Below are 21,606 nucleotides of genomic sequence, written 5' to 3'. Positions count from 1 at the left end.
ATTTGACGTAGCTAGGCCAAGATTGCTTATGGTTTAAGTTTCAATACTTTATCAATATCTTCTGCGCTGTGGCGCTCAGGTAACTGCTCCCATTCTTCACCCCATGAACGGTTCACAATTCGACCACGTTTTACCGCTTCACGCTCATCAATTACTTTTGCCCAACGCACAACGTTTTTGTAGCTTTCTACGTCTAAGAATTCAGCCGCATCGTAAGCACGACCCAACACAAGGTTGCCGTACCATGGCCATGTTGCGATATCAGCGATGCTGTACTCATCGCCACCTAGGAATTCATTGTTCGCAAGACGCTTGTCTAATACATCTAACTGACGTTTTGCTTCCATTGTAAAGCGGTTGATTGGGTACTCGAACTTCTCTGGTGCGTACGCATAGAAGTGACCAAAACCACCGCCTAGATATGGCGCAGAACCTTGCAGCCAGAATAACCAGTTCATTACCTCAGCACGCTTAGCGCCTTCTTTTGGTAAGAAATGATCAAACTTCTCTGCTAGATAAAACAAGATGTTGCCAGATTCAAACACGTTCACTGGCTCAGAACCCGAACGGTCAACCAATGCCGGAATTTTTGAGTTTGGGTTAACAGCCACAAAGCCAGAGCCAAACTGGTCGCCATCGCCAATCTTAATCAGGTATGCATCGTATTCTGCTGCCGTTACGCCAGCCGCCAAAAGCTCTTCAAACATGATCGTCACTTTCTGACCATTTGGGGTACCCATTGAGTAAAGTTGGAATGGGTGCTCACCAACTGGAAGCTCTTGCTCATGACGTGCGCCAGAATCCGGACGGTTGATGCTCGCCCACTGACCGCCGTTTTCATTATCGTTTGTCCAAACTTTTGGTGGAATGTATTCGTTAGCCATTGTTTTCCCTTATTGTGTTTGAATGCATCTTCAAACTGACGGGTCTTACGCGCCAGCAAGCATTATTAACATCACCTCTTCGCCAACTGCGATTAGGCATACTCAAGATATTAGGTCGAATTCGCTAAATAAAAGTCCTGCAATCTCTTTTAGTTAGAACCTTTGGTTATGGGATTTTCTTTCACGCTATAAGTAAAAACGTCGCGATAATGTGAACTAGGTTCGAGATGCCAACGATGAGTAAGCTACACTCGGCGGCGCACCTCTATTTGGGGATTTAGAACAACCGCTAAACTTCAAAGTCACCAAGAATGAAGTTGTTCTGGATACCTTAGTTCAAACAACTTACGTGCATGATAGGCAGTTAAGTTAGATAGTTAGAAAGAAAAACGCCCTTCACTAAATCAATGAAGGGCGTTTTAATGTATTCGAAACCGTTACTTAGCTGATTCAAACAAACCAGAAATACCTTTCAAAGGGAAAAGCCTTGCTTGCTCCAACCCTATCAACGTTACTTTACTAAGATCATCAATAAAGAAACGACTGGTCATCGTGTGTTTGCCACCATTAATGAAAATCTCGATGACAGAATTGTCGATATATATATCAATCGTCTGCTTAGCGTCCAATCTTGGTGCTTTTCGAATGCTACCAAATTCTTCTGCGTACAAATGAGACATGTGACGACGGTCCAGCATAAACTCGTGCTTTGTCGCACTAAAGACGATGTTGTCACCTTTGAGGTTACTCAGCTCAAGTTCAAAGCCATCGCCCTCAAGGTCTAATTGGATCAAACAACTTGTGCTTTCCAGTGTATGGGACTGTGCAAAGACTACCTCTTCTTTTCTTAAACTCTCCAATTCAGGGAGTGGAGTTTGAACAAGAAAACCATCTTTCAACGTTAGTTCTCTAGGAAGAGACAACATTCCTGCCCACTGGTGTGTGACCGATGGCGTGTCGATTTCTGGCAACCCTATCCATGCAATAAGAATGCGACGCCCATTCTCATCTAAATAGGTTTGTGGGGCGTAGAAATCAAACCCATAATCTGGCTGTAAAATATCTTGGTGGTTTTCTAAAGTCATCGACTCTAGGTTCAACTGATCACCCACGATATACGCGACAGAATAGATGTTTTTGAAATCATAAGGATTACTACTGCTCACGCCCTGTGGAGAAAACAGCATCACCGATTGACCATTAATCTCAAATAAATCAGGACACTCCCACATGTACCCAAGGTCAGAGAACTTGGTCTTGATAGGACCTTTATGCTGCCACGTTTTCAAATCTTTGCTTTGATAGAGCGCCATAGAACCATGCTCGGTTTTGGTTTGAGCACCCACCACCATCAAATAGTCGTCGCCTTTCTTCCAAACTTTTGGGTCACGAAAGTGCTCCGTGTAATGTTCGTTCTCAATGACTACACCGTGCTTTTCAATGCTGCCGTCTGAATCCATGGTGGCAAAACACTGTGTTGGGATTCGATTCCAGTTTTGGTCACGCTTGTTGCCAGTAAAAAACAGCAAAGCCTTGTTGTTTTCCACCAAAGCGCCGCCCGAATAGACACCATGTGAATCGTAGTCTTGGTCGGGATGAAGACCCACACCATGATCAGTAAAATGGATGAAGTCTTTAGTAGAAAGGTGATACCAATACTTCATTCCATGGACTGGTCCCACAGGCGTCCACTGGTAAAAGATGTGGTGCTCACCATTGAAATAGCACAACCCATTTGGGTCATTTAACAGCCCAAATCTAGGGGCGATATGAAAACTAGGAAAGTCTTTATCTTGCTGACGTGAAAGTGTCATTTCTTCGATATCACACTGAGGGATTTGCTCAAGTCGGCGATATCTTTGCTCTACAGTCCAACGGTTGTTTAAGCTCATAATTTTTCTCAACTGAAATTGGATCTGAAGATCATTGCCCAATAAATTGCAGCAACTCTGTCTGGGTCGGAAGCGCGGTCATTGCGCCTTTTTGCGTCGTCGCTAATGCACCACAGCCATTTGCCCATTGAATCGCAGAGCTAACAACAGGATGATTTTTCCAATCGTCATGCCGAGACAGGCATGCCAGTAGCCCTCCGACAAAAGCATCACCCGCACCTGTGGTGTCAATCGGACTAACGACTTGACCTGTGATCAGTTCACTCTGACTTTCAAAGACGCGCCAAACACCTTTCGCACCTTGTGTCACCAAGACCAAAGCAATATTCAAAGAGGCTATTTGTTGTAAACCTTGCGCCATCGACGTTGAGTCAGTTAAGAACAAAAGCTCTTCTTCAGAGAACTTAACCACATCGGCCATCGCTACAGCCTTCATCACGACAGCTTGGATTTCTGATTGATCTTGCCACACTTCATCACGCAAGTTAGGGTCAAAGCTAATGAAACCACCAGCGGCTTTTGCTCTTTTGATCGCCTCAAATGTGCTGCTTCTACTTGGCTCATTTGCCAGTGAAATTGAGCAAACGTGTAGCCAGTCACCTTGCTTAAAGTTTGGGATGTCTTCAACAGACATAAACTGATCAGCGCTCGGTTTTACCATAAATGTAAAGCTGCGTTCCCCTTGATCGTCTAAATCTACCACCACTGTTGATGTTCTTTGCTCAGGGTCTTTAACGAGAAACTCCGTGCTCACGCCCTCTTGATCGAGCGTTGATTGCATGAAGCGACCAAATGGGTCATCACCTACACGTCCAAAAAACGCACTCTTACCAGATAGACGAGCAATTGCTACGGCGACATTCGCTGGTGCACCACCGGGACATTTGAGTAAAGAAGTCTCAGATTCCGGTATTAGATCGACAACTGCATCACCAGTTACCCATACTTGATTCATCTTGCTTACCTTAAAATTAAAGCCCTGATAGTCCAACGTGTTGAACACCTTCACTACCAAGTAAAAATTGAAAAAGGCTAGCCAAGCCATTAGTGCTTGGCTAGCACCCCAAACATTTAGGAAAAGAAGTGGATTTTGGGGGACTCCACCCTTAAGGAGTTCAGATTAAGCCGCTGCTTTTTTACCGACTTTAGCGCGGTCACGCATACCAAGAACAATGGTGAGAACAAATGCGGTCAAGAACGCGATCACCATACCCGCGATGTAGTACCCAATCTTCTCTGGCGTAATGGAAATGATGCCTGGAAGACCAGCTGCGCCCAATGCCTGAGCTTTCACATTAAACATTGTGATGAACGCACTTGATAACGCCGCAGCGCAAACTGCCGCAATAAATGGGTAACGTAGTTTTAAGTTAACACCAAACATAGCCGGTTCTGTAATACCCAGCAAACCCGTAACACCCGATGGAATCGCAATACCTTTCATCTTCTTATCTTTGCTCATCACGCCCACCGCCAACGCTGCCGCTCCTTGAGAAACGTTAGACATCGCCGCAATAGGAAAGATAAAGGTGCCGCCCGTCGTCGCAATATCCGCAAGAAGTTGAGTTTCAATCGCAATGAAGCTGTGATGCATACCAGTAATAACAAACGGAGCATAAATAAGACCAAATACCGCACCACCAACAAAGCCAGCTGTGTTGTATAGCCAGTTCAGACCATCACCCAATAGGAAACCGATATCACGCGTGAACGGACCGACGACAGTAAACGTCAGCAAACCCGCTATGAAAATCGCCAGTAATGGCGTTAAAAGGTTGTCTAAAACAGAAGGGATGACTTTACGTAAGCCTAGCTCAACCTTCGCAAGAATGAATGCCGATACCAAAACCGGTAACACCGAACCTTGGTAACCCACTTTTTGGATTTCAAAGCCAAGAATATTCCAAACCGGAATGTTGCCAGACACAGATGCGCCGCCGAATCCCCAACCATTCAGCAAGTCAGGGTGAACCATCAACATACCTAGCGCCGCCCCTAAATATGGGTTACCGCCAAACTTCTTACTGGCTGAAAATGCCAGCAGAATAGGCAGGTAAACAAACGGCGCGTTCGCAAACGTGTTGATCATGTTCGCCAAGTCTGTCAGTCCTGGGTTGGCATCAATCAAAGATTTGCCATCAATGAACAAGCCTTGAGCAGTCAATAGGTTATAGATACCCATCAACAAACCACCAGCGACGATTGCTGGAATGATTGGAACGAAAATATCAGACAGCCCTTTCACCGCGCGCTGAACAATGTTTTGTTTCTCTGCGCCAGCAGACGCAACGTCGTTGGTGGACATTTCACTCATCCCCGTCAACTTCGCCATTTCTGCATAAACTTGGTTTACGATGCCAGATCCAAAAATGATTTGGTACTGACCCGCAACTTTGAACTGCCCTTTTACTCCTTCAAGGCTATCAATCGCTTGTTCATCTATTTTTTGCTCATCTGCAACGGCAAGGCGTAAGCGTGTCGCACAATGCGCAAGTGCGGTGATGTTGCTTTTACCACCTAATAGAGTTAACAACTCTTTTGCTACTGCCGGATAATTCATTTCATACCCCATTGGATTATTATCTGAGCTTGTGAAATTTTCGGGAACGTTTGCAAAACAGATTTTTGCTCAATAAAACCAAATGATCAAAGATAAAGCAGAGAGAATGTGAGAATGATCGTCAAATTCTCTCCCTAAGAGCAGTATAGGAGGTTAGAATCGCTACTTATCAAAGAGCTTTTCATCTTCTCTTTGCAAACAATCCCAAAAACGAAAAACAGAATGGATAGGAACAATGGCGAGTCTGCATGATGTCGCCCGTCTGGCTGGCGTATCAAAATCAACAGTGTCACGGGTTATAAACGATGAATATGGCGTAAAAGAAGCGACAAAACTGAAGGTCCGCCAAGCAGTAGCGGAGTGTGGCTATGTGCCAAACCAAGTCGCTAAAGATCTAAAATCTCAAAAGACCAATCTGGTTGGTGTCATTGTTCCTCGGGTTTCCTCTCATGCCACATCCCAAGGTGTCGATGGATTAACAGATGTCCTTGAAAAAGCAGGGAAACATGTCTTACTTGCTAGCACTCACCAAGCCCACGAAAAAGAACTGGAATACATTCAGATCTTTAACCAAAAACGGGTTGAAGGGATCATTCTTTACGCCACCCACCTCGATTCCAAGCTGGTAAAAGCAATTCAAAACTCAGCCGTCCCAGTTGTGCTCGTCGGTCAAGATGGTTCCATGTTTAATATTCCAAGCATCATTCATGATGACGCACGAGTAGGGTTTGAAGCAGGAAATAGACTGGTTGCAAAAGGTTGCCAAACCATGGGTTTTATTGGTGTGCAAGGTGACGATATCGCGGTAGATAAGCAACGCTCTGAAGGATTTGTTCAAGCGCTGCAACATCATGGTTTTGAGATCGCCTTCCATGCTCGTGGTGACTTTACAATCGATTCTGGCTATTCATTGGCAAAACAACACTTAACAAAGAACCCTAAGCTAGATGGCTTGTTCTGTGCGACAGACCGTATTGCTATCGGTGCGATGAGAGCGATTCAAGAGCTCGGGTTAACACCGGGTAAAGACGTTTTAGTGCTAGGAGTTGGTGATGATGAGCTCGCATCAGTGTGCACCCCAACCTTATCAACATTTAACTATGCATTTGATAAAGCAGGTGAAAATGGTGCGAAACTGCTACTAGATAGAATTGCCAACAGAAGTTTTGAAATGAGTAAGATGGTACTAACCTTCAAAACAATTGAGCGTCAGTCCTGTTAATGAAAAAGCGCCAACTGAAATCAGTTGGCGCTTTTCTTATTACTCTTTGTCGGTTAGATCCCTTTAGAACCAAGTTTCCATTTGCAGTGCAAACAAAACTTCACCACCATCACCCATCGTTGCAGCACCCGCATCCTGGCTAATCGAGTAGCCATTCAAGTCTTCGCTCCAATCAACGTAGCTAACTGCAAAACGTAGCTCCGGACGGTCAAAGAAACCTGCAGCGGTAGACATCTTAAGCGTTGGTGCGATTGTCGCTTTGTAAAAACTGCCACTTGCTTTATCAATCGCATTGTCTAGGTCCATGTATTGGTATGAGCCTTCATAAACCATCTCAAAGTTCTGCGTAAACTCTTGCGCTAAGCGGATGTTGAACGATGCCCACGTAAATTCATCATTTTCAGCAAAGCGATCTTGGCTGTGTTCTGCTAGCAACGCAGGTGCTACACGCCAGTTGTCGCCGATGCGTGTTACACCATAGCTGAACAAGCGTACGGCTTTTGCGTCTTCTAACAAATCTCCGTTTGAACCGATGCCTTTAAGTTCCGCACCCAGTCCATCACCCATCAAAATACCGGTTTTAGAGAAGCCTTCACTCATGCCAAAGAAGTTATCGCCATGGTAAGCAAACATCGCATGTAAACCTTTGTCCGCTGAACCTTCTACGCGATCATTGTTATCAGCTGACGTCATGCCGCTCAGCATCAATTGCCAACTGCCGAAGCGGTTGTTCATTGTCGCGATATAGTTTTCAACATCCGTTGACGAGCTATCAATCTCACCAAAATCACGACCATAGATCGAGAAGTTTGCTTTCCACGAATCGCTCATTTGGACGTCATACACACCAGCACCAGTACCAGATAAGAAAACAATATCCGAGTCAAAGAAGTGAATGTCAAAGTTATCACGGTCAAATCGTTTACCTGCCCAAAACGTTGCGTCAGCAAACGCACTTGATTCAGAGAACATGCTCAACTTGTTTAGCTCAGCATATATCTGACGAACGTTTAATTGACTCTCACTCGCTGTCCATTCGTTATTGGTTTCCGTACTATCTGCCAACATGATTCGGAACAATGCGCTGGAACCATCATCTGCAAAGCGTTTGTGAATAAGGTTTGCTTCCACATAATGATCATCCTCTACCCCTAATCGCCCAACTGGAGCGCCAATAGCACCAGCTGCCGTCATGTAAGGACCAGTGCCCACTGCACCATTCAGATCGTCATTAATCAGTAGCCCGGAACGAGCGTAGCCATGAAACTCAAAGCTTGAGGCTTTCTCATTTGCTTCTGTGGATGCTTTTTCCGTCTGCTCAAGTCTCTGTTCTAATTCATTAATTCGCTTTTCAAGACCGTCAACATCTGTTGCTGCGAATACAGGTACAGTAACCAGTCCAAGCGCTACTGCCATCGTCAAAGTGTGTAGTTTCATTTCCATAGTCTCACGTAAATTTATACTTAGGCATATTGCAAACGTTCCCAAGAAAAATCGCAAACTTATGGTGACTTTAAATGTCCATCTAAAGCCTGAATTTCAGAGCGCTCAGGCTCACAGCGTCTCTACTACTTGTATCAATGAGGGCGATAATATATAAATCTTTCGGGAACGTTACCGTTAAGAGGCCATTTTGTTACTTCTATCACGTTCAATTGTGTTACTTACAGAAAAATCATTAACCAGCGCACATTTGAGTTAATTGTTAGCCCTAAAGGAAGTAGTTTGAAGGTGACAGGCTACAAAGAAGGAGTTTAGTGTTCATTTGAGAGAATAGTGCTCACGCGCTTCCCTATGCTACTTGATGGTAACTCATCTCTATTTGTTGATGAAAAGTAGCAGCTAAGGTTGAACGTAACTAAGAGCGAAGCGGATCTCGATACCTCATTTCAAACAACTTGAAAGGCTGTTAAGACGAGATAAACGACCTTCATTTTCTGTGAAGAGCGCTTTGTTGTTCTAATTCAAGCTAACGAAACACTTTTTTGGACAGAAGTACGTTAGAATACATACCCTAAAGTAGTCATAGATTTATTCAACCACTGCCTGAAAATGAGCCAGCCGCTCCCATTAATCAGAATGATAAAATGCCCAATAGAGATACATGAAAAAGCCAACTGTAATCACAGTTGGCTCAGTATTTCCCCTTGAACTTTTAAGCCTTATATTGACTAGAGCGTTAGTTCGGAAAGTGTTTATTTAAGAAGTCCAAAACATGAGTAACGTACTTCTCGGTATCAAAGACAGGTGCACTGTGTCCTACACCTTCTTCAATGAAAAGTTGGTTAGTAACTCCATGCTCATCAAGCTTAGCCTTAAGTATCTCACTTTGAGATAGAGGCACTCGCTTATCCAAGGTGCCGTGTAACTGTATATATGGTGGAGTATTTTCATTCACATAACTCGTCGTTGATGCTTTCTTGGCAAGCTTTGGAATATTGTTTGGAATATCTCCTAAGAAACGAGATACAGACGATTTTTTGCTGGTTTTCTTGCCACCTTTATTACTTAACTCAAGTAAATCGGTAGGGCCAAAAAAGCTTACTACGGCTGAGACCTTGTACTTTGGTGGCTCATAGAAATCTACTTGGTTGTATGCCGAGTTAGTCGCACCAATAAAGCCAGCGAGGTGCCCGCCAGCAGAGCGTCCCATTATCACAACATTGTCCGCTTTAATACCGAGCTTTTCAGCATTGTCGTACAAATAGTTCAGTGCATCATTAATGTCTTGTACTGGTTGAGGAAAGATCGCTTCTCCACTTAAACGATAATCAACTGAAGCTAGCGCATAACCTTCATTCAACACAGACTGAAGTAATAATGGGTTCTTTTCTGGGATGGCGTCTTTGCTCCCACGTTTCCATGCACCACCATGTACCCAGACTAATAACGGGTACTGAGTATTTGATTCAACCGAAGGAGTATAAAGATCGAGTTTAATCTCTCTTTCACCTACAGTTTTGAACAAGATATCCTTCTCTACATTGAACTCCCCAGCCAAACAGACAAAGGGCATAAGTAGCAGAGAGGTCATCGCAGACTTAATTTTCGTATTCATTGTTTTGTTATTCGCTTAAAAAAGTAAGTAGATTAGAAAGTCGCTTCAGCAGCTAACCAGTAGCGTCGGCCATCTTCAATGTAGCCAAACTCTTCCTCTGTGATTTGCTCATCGAACAAGTTATAAACCGCTGCCATTAACTTCACATTCTTAGTTACACGCCAGTTCACACCGAGATCCACGTAAGTAATAGAAGGTGCCAACGTTCTTGTGCTATCACTAGTGATGTTGTTTTTCTCTTTGCCTTGATAGTTCATGCGGGCCCATGAAGCAACATCATCACGCACTGCCCAATCACCATTAAGTGAGAAGATATGTTCAGGTGCTTGTACAAGAGGCAAGCCATCATCATCGTCATTAGTGTTCTTTTCACTACGAGTATACGAGTAGGTTGCACTTAGTGTAATTGACTCTGTAATACCCTTAGATACGGAACTTTCTGCACCATAGCTGTTCGCATCATCAATGTTGACGTAAGTGCGGTCGCAACTTCTGCTATCAGTACACGTCGAATCGACAAACTCACTTTCGATCTTGTCTTTGAAGTCGCTGTAAAACAAAGTAATGTTTGCAGAAAGGTCTCGCTCATTAACGTAATACAGTCCCATCTCTGTATTGATGGAGGTTTCTGCTGTTAAGTCTGGATTACCGTAAATAGAACAACGCCCTCTACAGCTCTCTTGAACCCACTCTTCGTCCATTTGTGTCAAACTAGGTGCTCGATAACCCGTAGACACACCACCTTTTAGCGTCCAACTAGGGTCAATAGACCAGACCCCGTAAGCTCTTGGGCTAAATTGCCCGTCAAAGATCTCATTGTCGTCGTAACGTAAACCAAGGGTGAGAGCGAATGTATCCGTGAGATACCACTCGTCCTCAGCAAATACTGCCCATTGCTTGTTTTTAGAGGTCAATGACAGTTTATTATCAGTCAGATCCTTTTGCTCGAAAGATGCGCCCAGTGTTAAGTAGTGAGCATTAAGAGGCAGACCCCATTGCGTATTAATTTGACTATTCTCGACTTCTTTATCTGCACCGATATTTTTTACTGTTTCATTACTGATAAATGAAGAACTTGTACCCCAAGAGTAGTTTCCGTCGTGGCTAAAACCAATAGATTGGCGTTCATATTCTCGTACTGCAACTTGAGACTCTCGCTCCACTGATTTACCTAGAGTGGTCTCTCGCTCTTGGTTATGATTGGTGAACTCCAGAGTAAAAGTGTCATCCGAGGTAGGTGTGAGGTACAAAGAAGCTCGATAGTTGTCGAGTGTCTTACCTGCATAACCACCTTCAATTTCATCTTCTTTTCTTTCCTGATACAGTCCAGTCAAAGAAGTACTCAACAGACCATCAATGACAGGGCCAGCAAGGTAAAGCTGCCCTTGATAGCTATTTCCAGATTTTGAATTTTCTTGAAGCGTCGTTTCTGCACGCAAGCTTCCGTGCCACTCTTGATAATTTTTACGCGTAATAATATTAATCACACCCCCCAAAGCATCAGACCCATAAAGGGTTGACATAGGGCCACGTACAACTTCAATACGTTCAATTGCACTCAACGGGGGAAGCCAGTCTTGTTCAGTAAACGTACTACCATTAGTTTGAGTTTCTCGACCAGACTGCTTCCTGCCATCAACAAGAATGGCCGTATATTGAGCAGGCATACCTCGAATTGAGATATCTTGGCCATCACCACCTCCTGTAACGGTTACCCCAGGTATATCACTTAAAGCATCAGTCAAATCTTTATATGAGCGATTTTCAAGTTGCTCTCGGGTGAGAACACTTATTGTTGCTGGCGCTTCTGTGACATTCTGTTCGTAACCAGAGGCTGTAACCACTACGGTTTCCATTGCTGTTGTATTGATACCAGTCTCAGGTAACTGGTCATTTGCAACAACGACCATAGGTACAGTAATACAAGCAGAAACAACTGATGTAGAAAATAGAGAGTATGTGAAAAGAGGCTTCATATTGAATAGGCTTAAAATGTAATTGCATTTAATAATTATTATCAATTAAACCTGATTATCATAATCACTGACAAGTTAATCACTATCGAGAAAAGAGAATATCACTATCCAATATACGAATAGTTAACCACGAATTACCCGATATAAGCATTTAAGCTAAAGTATCGGTTCCAACATAGAGCTGTTTAAAGATCTCTCGTACCCATTCACACATAGGATCATCGTTAAAGCGTTTGTGCCAATATAGGAAGACTTCTTGAAAGTCCAACTGTAGCTCGGCAGGTACTTCTCGAACGATCAAGCGAGGGTCTTGACAAGCTGCCTCTGCAAAAGGTGTCGGTAGATGAAATATAATCTCAGTCTCCGCAGCGATACTTGGAGCAGAACTAAAGTTATTCAGTTGCACTGGCGCTGATAAACGCTTTTTTTTGTTCGCTAACCCTAGCTCTTGGTATTTATGCTCAAACGACAATCGCTTCTCACCCTGCAAAGAGACTTGTCCAAAGTCAAATTCGGCCAAACGCTCTGGAGTTAGCTCTAAATCGGCCAGTGGATGATAGCGGCTCATAAGCAAACGGAAAGTACGCTTAGCAACAACCATTCGATAGATATTTTGCTCAGAGCTTGGCGGTTGATGAGAGGAAAGTGCGAAATGAACATCTCCAGCCACCAACGCATCAAAATGACGTTTTGGTGCTGAGTCCAAACTGACCTTAAGGTTTGGAGCCTCTTGCCGAATCTTAGCGATAACCTTAGGCATTAAGGTATTAATCTGAGGAAGAAGGCCGTAAACCTTAACGGTGCTTGATACAGTGCTCGGATCAAACGAGTCTCTATGGGCAAGTTTTTCTAAACTGGTAATCACATTATTGATGTCTTGCCTTACTGACTCTGCTTTTGGAGTCAGTTCATAGCCGTATTTCTTGCGCACCAGTAATTCGTCATTAAAGAAAACTCTCATTTTTTGCAGTGCTCGACTTACCGCAGACTGGCTCATATTTAAAGCCATAGCGGTGTTAGATACATGCTTCTCTTCGAGCAAGTGCTTTAAAACAAAGAGCAAATTCAGATCAATTTGAGATAAGTTCACGTCAATACCACCCATCAAGCTTCCAGTAGGTGGTATAGTACATAAATCTCTAGAGTTTGTGGTAAGTGTTTTCGATACTACAAGGCACTATTGAAACACAAGTCTGGTAGCAGGACAGTTTCCGTGCTAACACGAAAAGGGGCAAAAGTGTGTTTCAGTTCTTAAATGGGGAAGTGTTTTCCTCATATTCCTCAACCAATACAGCTAGCCTTTCAAGTTTACAAATTAGTCTTATATTTGCTTTATCGAAAGGCATTGAGGTTACTTACCTTGGCGCGAGATTTTTTAAAGTGCTCAATACCGTGTTGTATGCGACATTCAACACTTGTACTGTTTCCCTAACGCCAGAGCTATTCATTGACATATCAACAATTTTTTCTTTTACATCTGGCTTGCGGGCTTCGTAAACTTAATCAAGTTAAAGCTCTTTCGACACTCGATACATCTGGAGCGAGGAAAGCCAGAATGCCCTTTTCCATGTTCACGAACGGGCTCTGGTTTTATTACAGAAACGACATTGAACTTGGATAGTAACCATGAGTTAAAAAACATCAGAAATCAGGTGGCTATATTAACATCTATCAACCGATTTGAGTTGTGACCAATGAAAGGATAGTTAGGTTTTTATTGCGTAAATTATCGGTAAGATGAGGTCATATAACAGGCAATATGCCAGGTGTGTAGAATTATTCTATTTTAGGGATTTTGCTCTAAGTCTAAATGAATCTTTGCATTTCAATTTCAATAAAGCTTGGTTATTGATCATGTTTCTGAGTATGCGAATTATTATCAGTTATGCATATAATTGCTCATTGTCTAGTTTGACTTGTGTAACGTCACTTCAGCACGTACTACGCTGATTGTCTGTGTTTTCGTGTTGACAGTTTGGTACTAGGTAAAAATCAACAAGACTATGATTTCAAGGAACATTTTATGTTAAAGAAACTACTAAGTTGTTGTATCACCTCCGCGCTCTGTTTTCATTCTTCTCTCGCTTTTTCGCAATCCAATGAGATTGTGGACAGTACAGAGTTACAACAAGCTCCGGACATATTACCAGCCACATTAATGCTCGCACCGGACGAGATCGCCATTGCAGATCGCTACATAGTGGTATTTCAACAACCGCAAATGATGGCGAGCAACTCAACGGAATTCGAGCAATTCACGCAACAATCCGTAGACCGCATGTCTGGTTTGTATTCGGTAAAAGTGGAGTCGGTTTTTGACCACTCGATAAGTGGATTTGTCGCTAACTTGAGTCCTGAGCAACTAAAAGATCTGCGTTCTGATCCTCGTGTGGACTACATTGAGCAAGACAGAATCCTATCGCTTGACCCAATAGTCTCGGCAGACGCAAATCAAACCAATGCCATTTGGGGACTAGACCGAATCGACCAACGAAACTTGCCACTCGATAACAACTACAGTGCCAACTTTGATGGGACTGGGGTAACGGCTTATATCATCGATACTGGTGTGAATAACGCGCATGTTGAGTTCGGTGGTCGCTCAGTTTCAGGGTATGACTTTGTCGATAACGATGCAGATGCAAGTGACTGTAATGGACACGGCACACACGTAGCTGGCACCATTGGCGGCAGCTTGTATGGTGTTGCGAAAAACGTCAACCTTGTCGGCGTGAGAGTATTGAGCTGTACCGGATCGGGTTCTACTTCTGGTGTTATTGCCGGTGTGGACTGGGTGGCTGCGAACGCTTCCGGACCTTCAGTCGCCAACATGAGTTTAGGCGGCGGTCAATCCGTCGCTCTGGATAGTGCGGTGCAAAGTGCGGTTCAGTCAGGTGTCAGCTTTATGCTAGCAGCAGGTAACTCCAACGCCGATGCGTGTAACTATTCTCCAGCACGCGTTGCTTCCGGAGTAACTGTCGGCTCGACCACCAGCACGGACGCACGTTCGAGTTTTTCAAACTGGGGCAGTTGTGTGGATGTATTTGCGCCAGGTTCACAAATCAAATCTGCATGGTATGACGGTGGCTACAAAACCATTAGTGGCACTTCGATGGCGACGCCACATGTGGCGGGTGTAGCAGCATTGTATCTTCAAGAAAACCGTTCACTGTCTCCAAGCCAAGTAGAGGCCTTGATCGTTAGCCGCGCAACTAGCGGAAAAGTGACGGACACAAGAGGCAGCGTGAACAAGCTACTTTATAGCTTAACGGATGCAGATTGTGGCCAAGACTGCGGTGGCCCAGACCCAACACCGGACCCAGAAGGCAAATTAACCTCGGGCGTGCCAGTAAGTGGTTTAAGTGGTTCAACTGGTCAAGTAGCGTATTACTATGTTGATGTAGAAGCTGGGCAGCGTTTAACCGTACAAATGTATGGTGGAAGTGGTGATGCGGATTTGTATCTCCGTTTTGGAGCAAAACCAGCACTGAATGCATGGGACTGCCGACCTTTCAAATACGGTAACAATGAAACATGTACGGTCAGTGCGACACAAAGTGGACGTTATCACGTCATGATTCAAGGTTACTCAAACTATAGCGGTGTCAGCATTCAAGCGAGCTACTAGTTATTCTTCTCGTTACTAAAAGAGAGCAAAGCCCGCTTTTCGGTGGGCTTTTCTTTTGGGAATACTGTGCTTTAGGGAATGCAGTGTTTAAGAGGAGACGCCCGACGCTATTCAAACGTATTGGCCTTTTGCTTCAAAAACTCAACTCGAAGCGAAATCGAAGCTTTCTATTAGTAGTACTCACATAAGTCGGGTTCCTCAAACAAAAACGCCCTTCATATAAGTAAAAGGCGTTTTTATTTTGGGTTTTGATTAACGAGCTATAATACCAACCCACCGTCAATCTTGAGCACTTGGCCTGTGATGTAGGCGCTCTTGTCTGAGGTTAGGAAAGAGACGCCATTGGCAATATCTTGAACTGAGCCCATGCGCCCTAATGGGGTTTTGCCTTCCATCATTTGAATGACTTTCTCTGGCAGGTTCTTGGTCATGTCGGTGGCGATAAAGCCTGGCGCGACACAGTTGACGCGTATCTGTGCACCCTTTCTTGAAAGTTCTTTCGCCCAGCCTTTGCTCATTGAGATGACGCCGCCTTTACTTGCGCCGTAGTTGCTCTGGCCGATATTACCATCCGTTCCCACTATAGAAGAAATGCTAACAATACTGCCTGTGCCCTGCTCTAGCATGACAGGAGCAACACGTTGGGTGAGTAAGAACACCGCTTTTAGGTTCACGTCGATCACGCTGTCCCAGTCTTGCTCTAACATATCTGGCAACAATGCATCTCGAGTGATGCCCGCGTTGTTAACCAGAGCATCGATTCTTCCGTGCTGCTCTACAACACTTTCTACTACTTCACTTACGGCTTCGGCATCACACAAGTTGACTTGATAACTGCTTAGCTGCGCCGACTGACTCCATTCCACGGGCGATATGTCTAGCCCGATTACGTGGAATCCATCCTCCAGTAATTGTTCACAAATCGCTTGGCCAATACCACGAGCCGCACCAGTGACTACTGCTACTTTTTCCGGTTTCATCTTGGTCTTCCTTAAATGTTGAGATTACAAATTCGCTTGTATCCCTAGCGTTTTTGTTTTTATGCCTAGTCGCGTTACAGCTGCGCTTCTCATACGCAGGGTCTTTTATATCTTATAAAAACTATAGAAACAGTCTGGGAGTCGGATGTGAACTAATCAAGGCAACTTGATGACTATGGCAAGATCAACGTAAGAAAGTGTGTTGGAAGGCGCAAAGTTACACGATTGGAGGGCTTGGATAGAAAAGTATTGGTCTGATTAATCAAATACTACTTCATCAGACCAATATTACTTGTCTCTTAATCTCTTACAAAAGCTGGTTTTGTTATTTTCACCAGAAAAGGCTGAAGCAAGAGATTAAACAACATGCCAGCAATAAACAGGGTGATCACAATACTCGCACCACTCGGTAAGTCATAGCGAGCCGATGCGGCAATACCCGATAAGATCCCAACAATACCAATGCTGATACTGGCGACAAAGAATCGAGTTCCCTTCAATGCTGCCGCACATAAAGCTGGAATCACCAACAAAGCAAATTCTAAATAAATGCCGGTTAACTTGACCGTAATGGGCATCAGAATAGCAAAGATCAGATAAAAACCACTACCGCGCATAAACGCAGGTTTTAACCAAACCAATAGCAACATCGCAGCGGTAATGAGTGCCAAAGGCCAGACGTCTGCCCAAGTCGCCCATAACAGTTGCCCATTAAGAATGCCTTGAATAAAGTCTCCGCCGTGTGGGTCTTTGCTCACCAGCAGGATTGCCAGCGATGCAGACACGACAAACAAGCTGCCAATCATGGGCTCTAAATGCTGCTGGTATCGTTTCTCCATAAGGGCGATCAAACCGCAAAGCATCAAAGACATCACCCAAGGGCCAATCATTTCGCCAAAGAATGAGCCTGAGAACAGCGCGTATTGGCTCAACCAGTAGTGGCTAAGTGCTGCCCCCAATGCCGCGACTTGCGCCACCGCCAAATCTATAAAGATGATCTGACGATTAAGAACTTGTTGCCCCAGAACGATGTTGCCAACTAACGCAATTAAACCACACAAAACCGCAGGTAAAAGCCATGCATAATCAGCCATGGCTTAGATCTTCACAGGAACGGGCGACACTAACACATCCAGTAAATCATCAATGACCTGATCGTACATCTCATCCAAGTTTTCACCCTCAGAAACGGTCAATGGCAGTTGAATCACAGGTTTGTCAGTATGATCTTGCAACCAGTTCGCTGGACGCTGATCCTGATGAGAGGAGTAAACAATCGCATCAAAACTGTCAGCATCTAACTTGGTAAGTGATTGCAGGTGAGATGTGGTCGGTGAAATGCCCGGTTTAGGTTCGAGATCGGCAATCTGCTTCATTCCGAGCCAATCGTACAAATAACGATACGTCGCGTGATAACCGACAACTTGCTTACCCTTTAAAGCAGCCCCTTTCTCATTCCATTCTTTAAGCTTTTTACGCCAATGGGCACGAAACTTCATACCATTCACTTGGTAACTTTGTGCGTTGTCGGGATCAATCGCTTTTAGGCGCTCCGTGACTTTACGAGATAATGGAATCATGTCATTTGCCGCAAATTGAACATGTGGGTTACCGTGAGCGTGTATATCTCCCATGCTACGGTCAACGTGAGCGTGAGTATCTAACATACGCACGAAGTCCGTCGCGTAGATCATGCTCGGCGCACCATTTTGCACCGCCGCATTGCTGCTACGAACTTGCAGCATAGGTAACCATCCCACTTCTAGTTCTGCACCCGAGCACATTGCCATGTCCGCTTGGCGCATCTTCGCAATCAAAGAAGGACGAGCTTGTACGTAATGTGGGTCTTGCTTAGCCGTTGTCGCTGAATAAATACTGGCATCTGGCGCGTGGCTTTCAAGAAAGGCTTTCCATTCTGGCTCACAAACGAAAATGTTTAGAGCCGAAGCAGGCGAAGCAATGATGGCAGCTCCTGCCGCCATCATCACCAAACTGCATTTATTTAATGTCAGCTTAGAACGCATGAGCACCGTGCGCTCCAAATGTCATCACGTATTGCAGAGTGAACACGTTGTCTGTCTCACTGCCTTGGTTATCAATGCGAGTGTATTGCGCACGGATAGTACCGAAGTGAGAAGAATCCCATGCGATCATCGCATCCATTTCTTTATCATTCAGCTCAGTAAAATGCATGTGGTCGCCATGTGCATGACCATCGTAGCTTTCTGCTTCGCCGTAACGTAGACCTGCTGACCAGCTTGGGTTGAAGCGATAAACACCCGAAACATAGTAAGCGCTTAAGTTGTCTGGTGACTCTGCATCGTTTTTATATTTGCTGTCTACCACACCGTCTAACAGCATGTATTCAGCCGATAGCGTGAAGTTGCTGTATTTGTAATTACCGTCTGGTGCCCATTTCCAAACAAAATCAGCCCCGTAAAGGTTCGCACCTGTCACTGCTGCGCCATGATGGTGATCGTGATCATGCTCTTCTTCATGACCGTGGTCGTGATCTTCGAACTCTTTAACCTTGCCGTTTTCGTTGCGCAGGTAACTTAAACCAAACTGCCAACTTGAAGATTCGGAGAAGTCATTCCCAAGCTTCAGCGTCGTGGTGTACACGCCAACTTCAGAACCATCTTCGACAGAAGACATTTTGCTACCACTAAGCGCTTCTACACCAAATTTTACGTAAAGGTCGGTTGGAAACACGATGTTTGCACGTACACCATCATCGTAGTAGTGCGAGCCAAGGAAAGTACGATAAGCAATTGGACGCTCAACAAAGCTATCGGTGTGCATGTGTTGGTTATTCAGATAACCAAAGTCAGATAGGAATCGGCCAGCGCGCACATTTACACCATATGGCAATGCCAAAGTTTCGATGAATGCCTCTTCAAGCTCTAATTCTGTATCATCACCATGACTTTCAAGAACCGCGGTCAATGCGCCGTAAAACTTGTCGTCGATATTTGATGAGAAGTTTAATTCCGTATGGCCTAGACCAAAGCCTTCTTCGCGCTCAGAATTATGACGCTGGCCATCTTGGTAGTAGCCATCAACAACAACACCAATCTGTGGGTTCGATAGTGTGTCGGCAAAAACAGGGGATGCAAAAATGCTACCGATCACGAGAGACACCAATTTCTTATTCACTACTTTTTCCTTTTTGTTATGTTATAACATTTAATTTTGCGATGTTATAATATAACAATTCTCATTACACAAGCAGAAATTTAAATTAGGCTCCGATTTCATGTTCGTACTCAATCCATGAATTGGGCTATCAACAAATGAATCAATTGATGTTTTTTATACGTATACTAATGAGAATTAGTATTTAAATAAGTAACGGAATTTCAATATGTTGAATATGGATTTTTCAAAAAGAATCGTGATAGATACTGCTCAACAGGAATGGATCGCCAGCCCTTCCAAAGGTGTGTGGCGCAAACCTTTGGAACGAGAAGCCAAAGAATCAGGGCATACCACCAGCGTCGTTAAGTACGAGCCAAATTCGCAGTTTTCGACTCATCCTCACCCTCAAGGAGAAGAAATATTGGTGCTCGAGGGGGTATTCTCTGACGAATACGGTGACTATCCTGCCGGCACTTACCTTCGTAACCCTCCAGGAAGTCAACACGCACCATTTAGCAAAGAAGGCTGTGTGATTTTAGTTAAACTAAATCAGTTCGAATCTGAGGATCTTGAAATAGTTCGCATTAATACAAACCAAGCGAGCTGGCAGAGTGGTGTCGGTGGGTTGCAAGTCATGCCGCTGCATAATTTTGAGCACGAACATGTCGCATTGGTTAAATGGCCAAAAGGTAAGAAGTTTCAACCACACCGTCACTTTGGTGGTGAAGAAATTTTCGTATTGTCAGGAGAGTTTAGAGACGAGCTAGGTACCTATCCCGCTCTCTCTTAGATTCGAAGCCCACATATGAGTGAGCATTTTCCTTTTGTAGAGCAAGAAACGATCATTTGGGTAAAAACTGGTCACCTGCCGCTCCAAGCTCCTGCTCAGCACTCCTAGTGTTTGCACACTTGGCATCGTCCATTGGAACTAAAATCGGCCCGCAATTTACGAGCCGATGATCATTTCGTCACTAAGAACCCATTATTCGCGAGTGGAGCCAGTCTTTGAGCTCAGCCCGGTTATGTTTTAACACGTTCATTTCGTGATCATCAATCGGGCTTCCTTGAAGTTCTAGTACGCGGATTTCCTTATCTAAAGCATTGTAGTTTTTAACGGTTTCAGCAAATGATGCATCGTTTTCGGTAAGCTGAGTAATGGTATCCAAATGTTCTGGGAATTCATGAGTTAATGAGTGATTTTCACCTAACATAGAGACCTCTTGGCTATTATTTGAGTACAAAATAGTGCCTAATTTTTGAGCACCACATGTATAACCGTAGCATCTAATGAGACGTTAATTCGTCGCACCGTCCACAAAAAGAACAACAAAGTTATTTTCAATTTTTCCTAGAAAGTGTTTTCTTTTTAGTCTCAATAGTCGAATGCAAAAGATGCCACTATGATCGTTCTATATTAACCTTCAACAATGAGAGCGATCATGCGAAAGACAATTCTAGTTACTGGATCTACTGACGGTATTGGTTTAGAAACCGCGAAAATGTTAATTAACCGTGAACAACACGTAATAATCCATGGCCGGAATATAGAGAAAGTTCAACAAGTTGAGCAAAGTTTGAGGGAGATGAAAAGTGGTAAAGTTGAAAGCCTTGTTGCTGATTTATCCTCTCCCAATGCGGTAAAACAGATAGTGATGGAGATAACAGAACGGTTCAATCATTTAGACGTCATCATTAACAATGCTGGTGTGTACGCAACACCAAATCCAAGAACTAAAGAGGGTCTTGATGTACGCTTCGCAGTCAACACCATTGCTCCCTACTTACTCACTAGAGAGCTATTGCCGTTGCTCGGAGATACGGGTCGTGTGGTTAATTTGTCTTCAGCTGCACAAACAACAGTAAACACTAGCGCTTTACTCGGTAACAAACCATTGTCAGATGGCGAAGCATATGCCCAAAGCAAATTGGCATTAACGATGTGGTCACGAGCAATCGGACTAAAGCTTAAGAACACTGGCCCTATGTTGGTATCAGTAAACCCAAAATCATTCCTAGGTAGTAAGATGGTTAAAGATGCTTATGGGGTTGCTGGTGGTGATATCCGCTTAGGAGCAGATATTCTAACTCGCGCTGCGCTATCAGAAGAGTTTGCTCAAGCGCATGGTATGTACTTCGATAATGACATTGAAGCATTCGCGCCCCCACACCCTGATGCATTAGATCAAAGCAAAACACAGCAGATAATTGATACTATTGAATTAATCTTAAGCAAACTCTATTAATAACAATTAAGAATTATCTTGAGGT

The 21,606-nt window shown here is 44.0% G+C and carries 16 protein-coding genes and 3 pseudogenes; 5 read left to right on the top strand and 14 right to left on the bottom strand.

What is annotated here, in order from left to right; genetic code table 11:
- Positions 1–26 precede the first annotated feature (26 nt).
- A complete protein-coding gene (gene yghU / locus MTF70_RS07900) occupies positions 27–884 on the bottom strand; it encodes a glutathione-dependent disulfide-bond oxidoreductase (RefSeq protein WP_005373705.1) in 858 nt (285 codons plus the stop codon).
- Positions 885–1,137: 253 nt separating this feature from the next.
- Between yghU and MTF70_RS24425 the strand changes: the two are divergent.
- Positions 1,138–1,257: pseudogene (locus tag MTF70_RS24425) on the top strand (dihydrofolate reductase); the annotation flags it as partial.
- Positions 1,258–1,321: 64 nt separating this feature from the next.
- Here the strand turns inward: MTF70_RS24425 and MTF70_RS07895 are convergent.
- The 3 genes from MTF70_RS07895 to MTF70_RS07885 all read right to left on the bottom strand — a co-directional run bounded on the left by MTF70_RS07895 (position 1,322) and on the right by MTF70_RS07885 (position 5,336).
- Complete coding sequence (locus MTF70_RS07895) at positions 1,322–2,776, bottom strand: sucrose-6-phosphate hydrolase (protein WP_205461087.1); 1,455 nt, start codon at positions 2,774–2,776, stop codon at positions 1,322–1,324.
- 31 nt (positions 2,777–2,807) lie between these two features.
- On the bottom strand, positions 2,808–3,731 hold the full coding sequence (locus MTF70_RS07890) for an aminoimidazole riboside kinase (RefSeq protein WP_053349293.1): 924 nt from the start codon (positions 3,729–3,731) through the stop codon (positions 2,808–2,810).
- A 165-nt stretch (positions 3,732–3,896) separates the two neighbouring features.
- Positions 3,897–5,336 (bottom strand): sucrose-specific PTS transporter subunit IIBC, encoded by a 1,440-nt coding sequence (locus tag MTF70_RS07885; protein ID WP_062731055.1) that lies wholly within the window; start codon positions 5,334–5,336, stop codon positions 3,897–3,899.
- Positions 5,337–5,571: 235 nt separating this feature from the next.
- Here MTF70_RS07885 and MTF70_RS07880 point away from each other — a divergent pair, with 235 nt between their 5' ends.
- Positions 5,572–6,558, top strand: a complete 987-nt coding sequence (locus MTF70_RS07880; protein WP_005373712.1) for a LacI family DNA-binding transcriptional regulator — start codon at positions 5,572–5,574, stop codon at positions 6,556–6,558.
- Positions 6,559–6,621: 63 nt separating this feature from the next.
- On the opposite strand, the gene MTF70_RS07875 is transcribed toward MTF70_RS07880, so the two are convergent.
- The 5 genes and pseudogenes from MTF70_RS07875 to MTF70_RS07855 form a co-directional block, all read right to left on the bottom strand.
- Positions 6,622–7,995, bottom strand: a complete 1,374-nt coding sequence (locus MTF70_RS07875; protein WP_248393950.1) for a carbohydrate porin — start codon at positions 7,993–7,995, stop codon at positions 6,622–6,624.
- A 742-nt stretch (positions 7,996–8,737) separates the two neighbouring features.
- Positions 8,738–9,616, bottom strand: a complete 879-nt coding sequence (locus MTF70_RS07870; RefSeq protein ID WP_017819845.1) for an alpha/beta hydrolase — start codon at positions 9,614–9,616, stop codon at positions 8,738–8,740.
- 32 nt (positions 9,617–9,648) lie between these two features.
- Positions 9,649–11,592 (bottom strand): TonB-dependent receptor, encoded by a 1,944-nt coding sequence (locus MTF70_RS07865; protein ID WP_205461088.1) that lies wholly within the window; start codon positions 11,590–11,592, stop codon positions 9,649–9,651.
- Between the two features lie 151 nt (positions 11,593–11,743).
- Positions 11,744–12,697: a LysR family transcriptional regulator gene (locus tag MTF70_RS07860; protein WP_017819843.1), complete on the bottom strand. Its 954-nt coding sequence runs from the start codon at positions 12,695–12,697 to the stop codon at positions 11,744–11,746.
- 253 nt (positions 12,698–12,950) lie between these two features.
- A pseudogene (locus tag MTF70_RS07855) lies at positions 12,951–13,220 on the bottom strand (IS1-like element transposase); the annotation flags it as partial.
- 395 nt (positions 13,221–13,615) lie between these two features.
- Between MTF70_RS07855 and MTF70_RS07850 the strand changes: the two are divergent.
- Positions 13,616–15,220: a S8 family peptidase gene (locus MTF70_RS07850; protein ID WP_205461089.1), complete on the top strand. Its 1,605-nt coding sequence runs from the start codon at positions 13,616–13,618 to the stop codon at positions 15,218–15,220.
- A 260-nt stretch (positions 15,221–15,480) separates the two neighbouring features.
- Here the strand turns inward: MTF70_RS07850 and fabG are convergent, their stop codons facing one another.
- The 4 genes from fabG to MTF70_RS07830 all read right to left on the bottom strand — a co-directional run bounded on the left by fabG (position 15,481) and on the right by MTF70_RS07830 (position 19,356).
- A complete protein-coding gene (gene fabG / locus MTF70_RS07845; protein WP_017633598.1) occupies positions 15,481–16,200 on the bottom strand; it encodes a 3-oxoacyl-ACP reductase FabG in 720 nt (239 codons plus the stop codon).
- A gap of 299 nt (positions 16,201–16,499) precedes the next feature.
- Entirely contained in the window at positions 16,500–17,294 is a 795-nt protein-coding gene (locus MTF70_RS07840) for a metal ABC transporter permease (RefSeq protein ID WP_005373725.1), read from the bottom strand.
- Between the two features lie 3 nt (positions 17,295–17,297).
- A complete protein-coding gene (locus MTF70_RS07835) occupies positions 17,298–18,224 on the bottom strand; it encodes a zinc ABC transporter substrate-binding protein (RefSeq protein WP_205461090.1) in 927 nt (308 codons plus the stop codon).
- Positions 18,214–19,356: a hypothetical protein gene (locus tag MTF70_RS07830; protein WP_205461091.1), complete on the bottom strand. Its 1,143-nt coding sequence runs from the start codon at positions 19,354–19,356 to the stop codon at positions 18,214–18,216. The genes MTF70_RS07835 and MTF70_RS07830 overlap by 11 nt, the downstream gene beginning before the upstream one ends.
- Positions 19,357–19,564: 208 nt before the next feature.
- On the opposite strand from MTF70_RS07830, the pseudogene MTF70_RS07825 reads away from it, so the two are divergent.
- Positions 19,565–20,236 (top strand): annotated as a pseudogene (locus tag MTF70_RS07825) (cupin domain-containing protein).
- Between the two features lie 73 nt (positions 20,237–20,309).
- Here the strand turns inward: MTF70_RS07825 and MTF70_RS07820 are convergent.
- Positions 20,310–20,549: a YdcH family protein gene (locus MTF70_RS07820; protein WP_005373737.1), complete on the bottom strand. Its 240-nt coding sequence runs from the start codon at positions 20,547–20,549 to the stop codon at positions 20,310–20,312.
- Between the two features lie 228 nt (positions 20,550–20,777).
- Between MTF70_RS07820 and MTF70_RS07815 the strand changes: the two genes are divergently transcribed.
- Positions 20,778–21,581, top strand: a complete 804-nt coding sequence (locus MTF70_RS07815) for an SDR family NAD(P)-dependent oxidoreductase (protein WP_025767963.1) — start codon at positions 20,778–20,780, stop codon at positions 21,579–21,581.
- Positions 21,582–21,606 lie beyond the last annotated feature (25 nt).

The sequence above is a fragment of the Vibrio sp. 2CM40D genome, assembly GCF_023161825.1.
Classification (GTDB): Bacteria; Pseudomonadota; Gammaproteobacteria; order Enterobacterales; family Vibrionaceae; genus Vibrio; species Vibrio alginolyticus.
The sequence above is the reverse complement of the archived record's forward strand: the minus strand, read 5'-3'. Positions and strand labels throughout refer to the sequence as shown.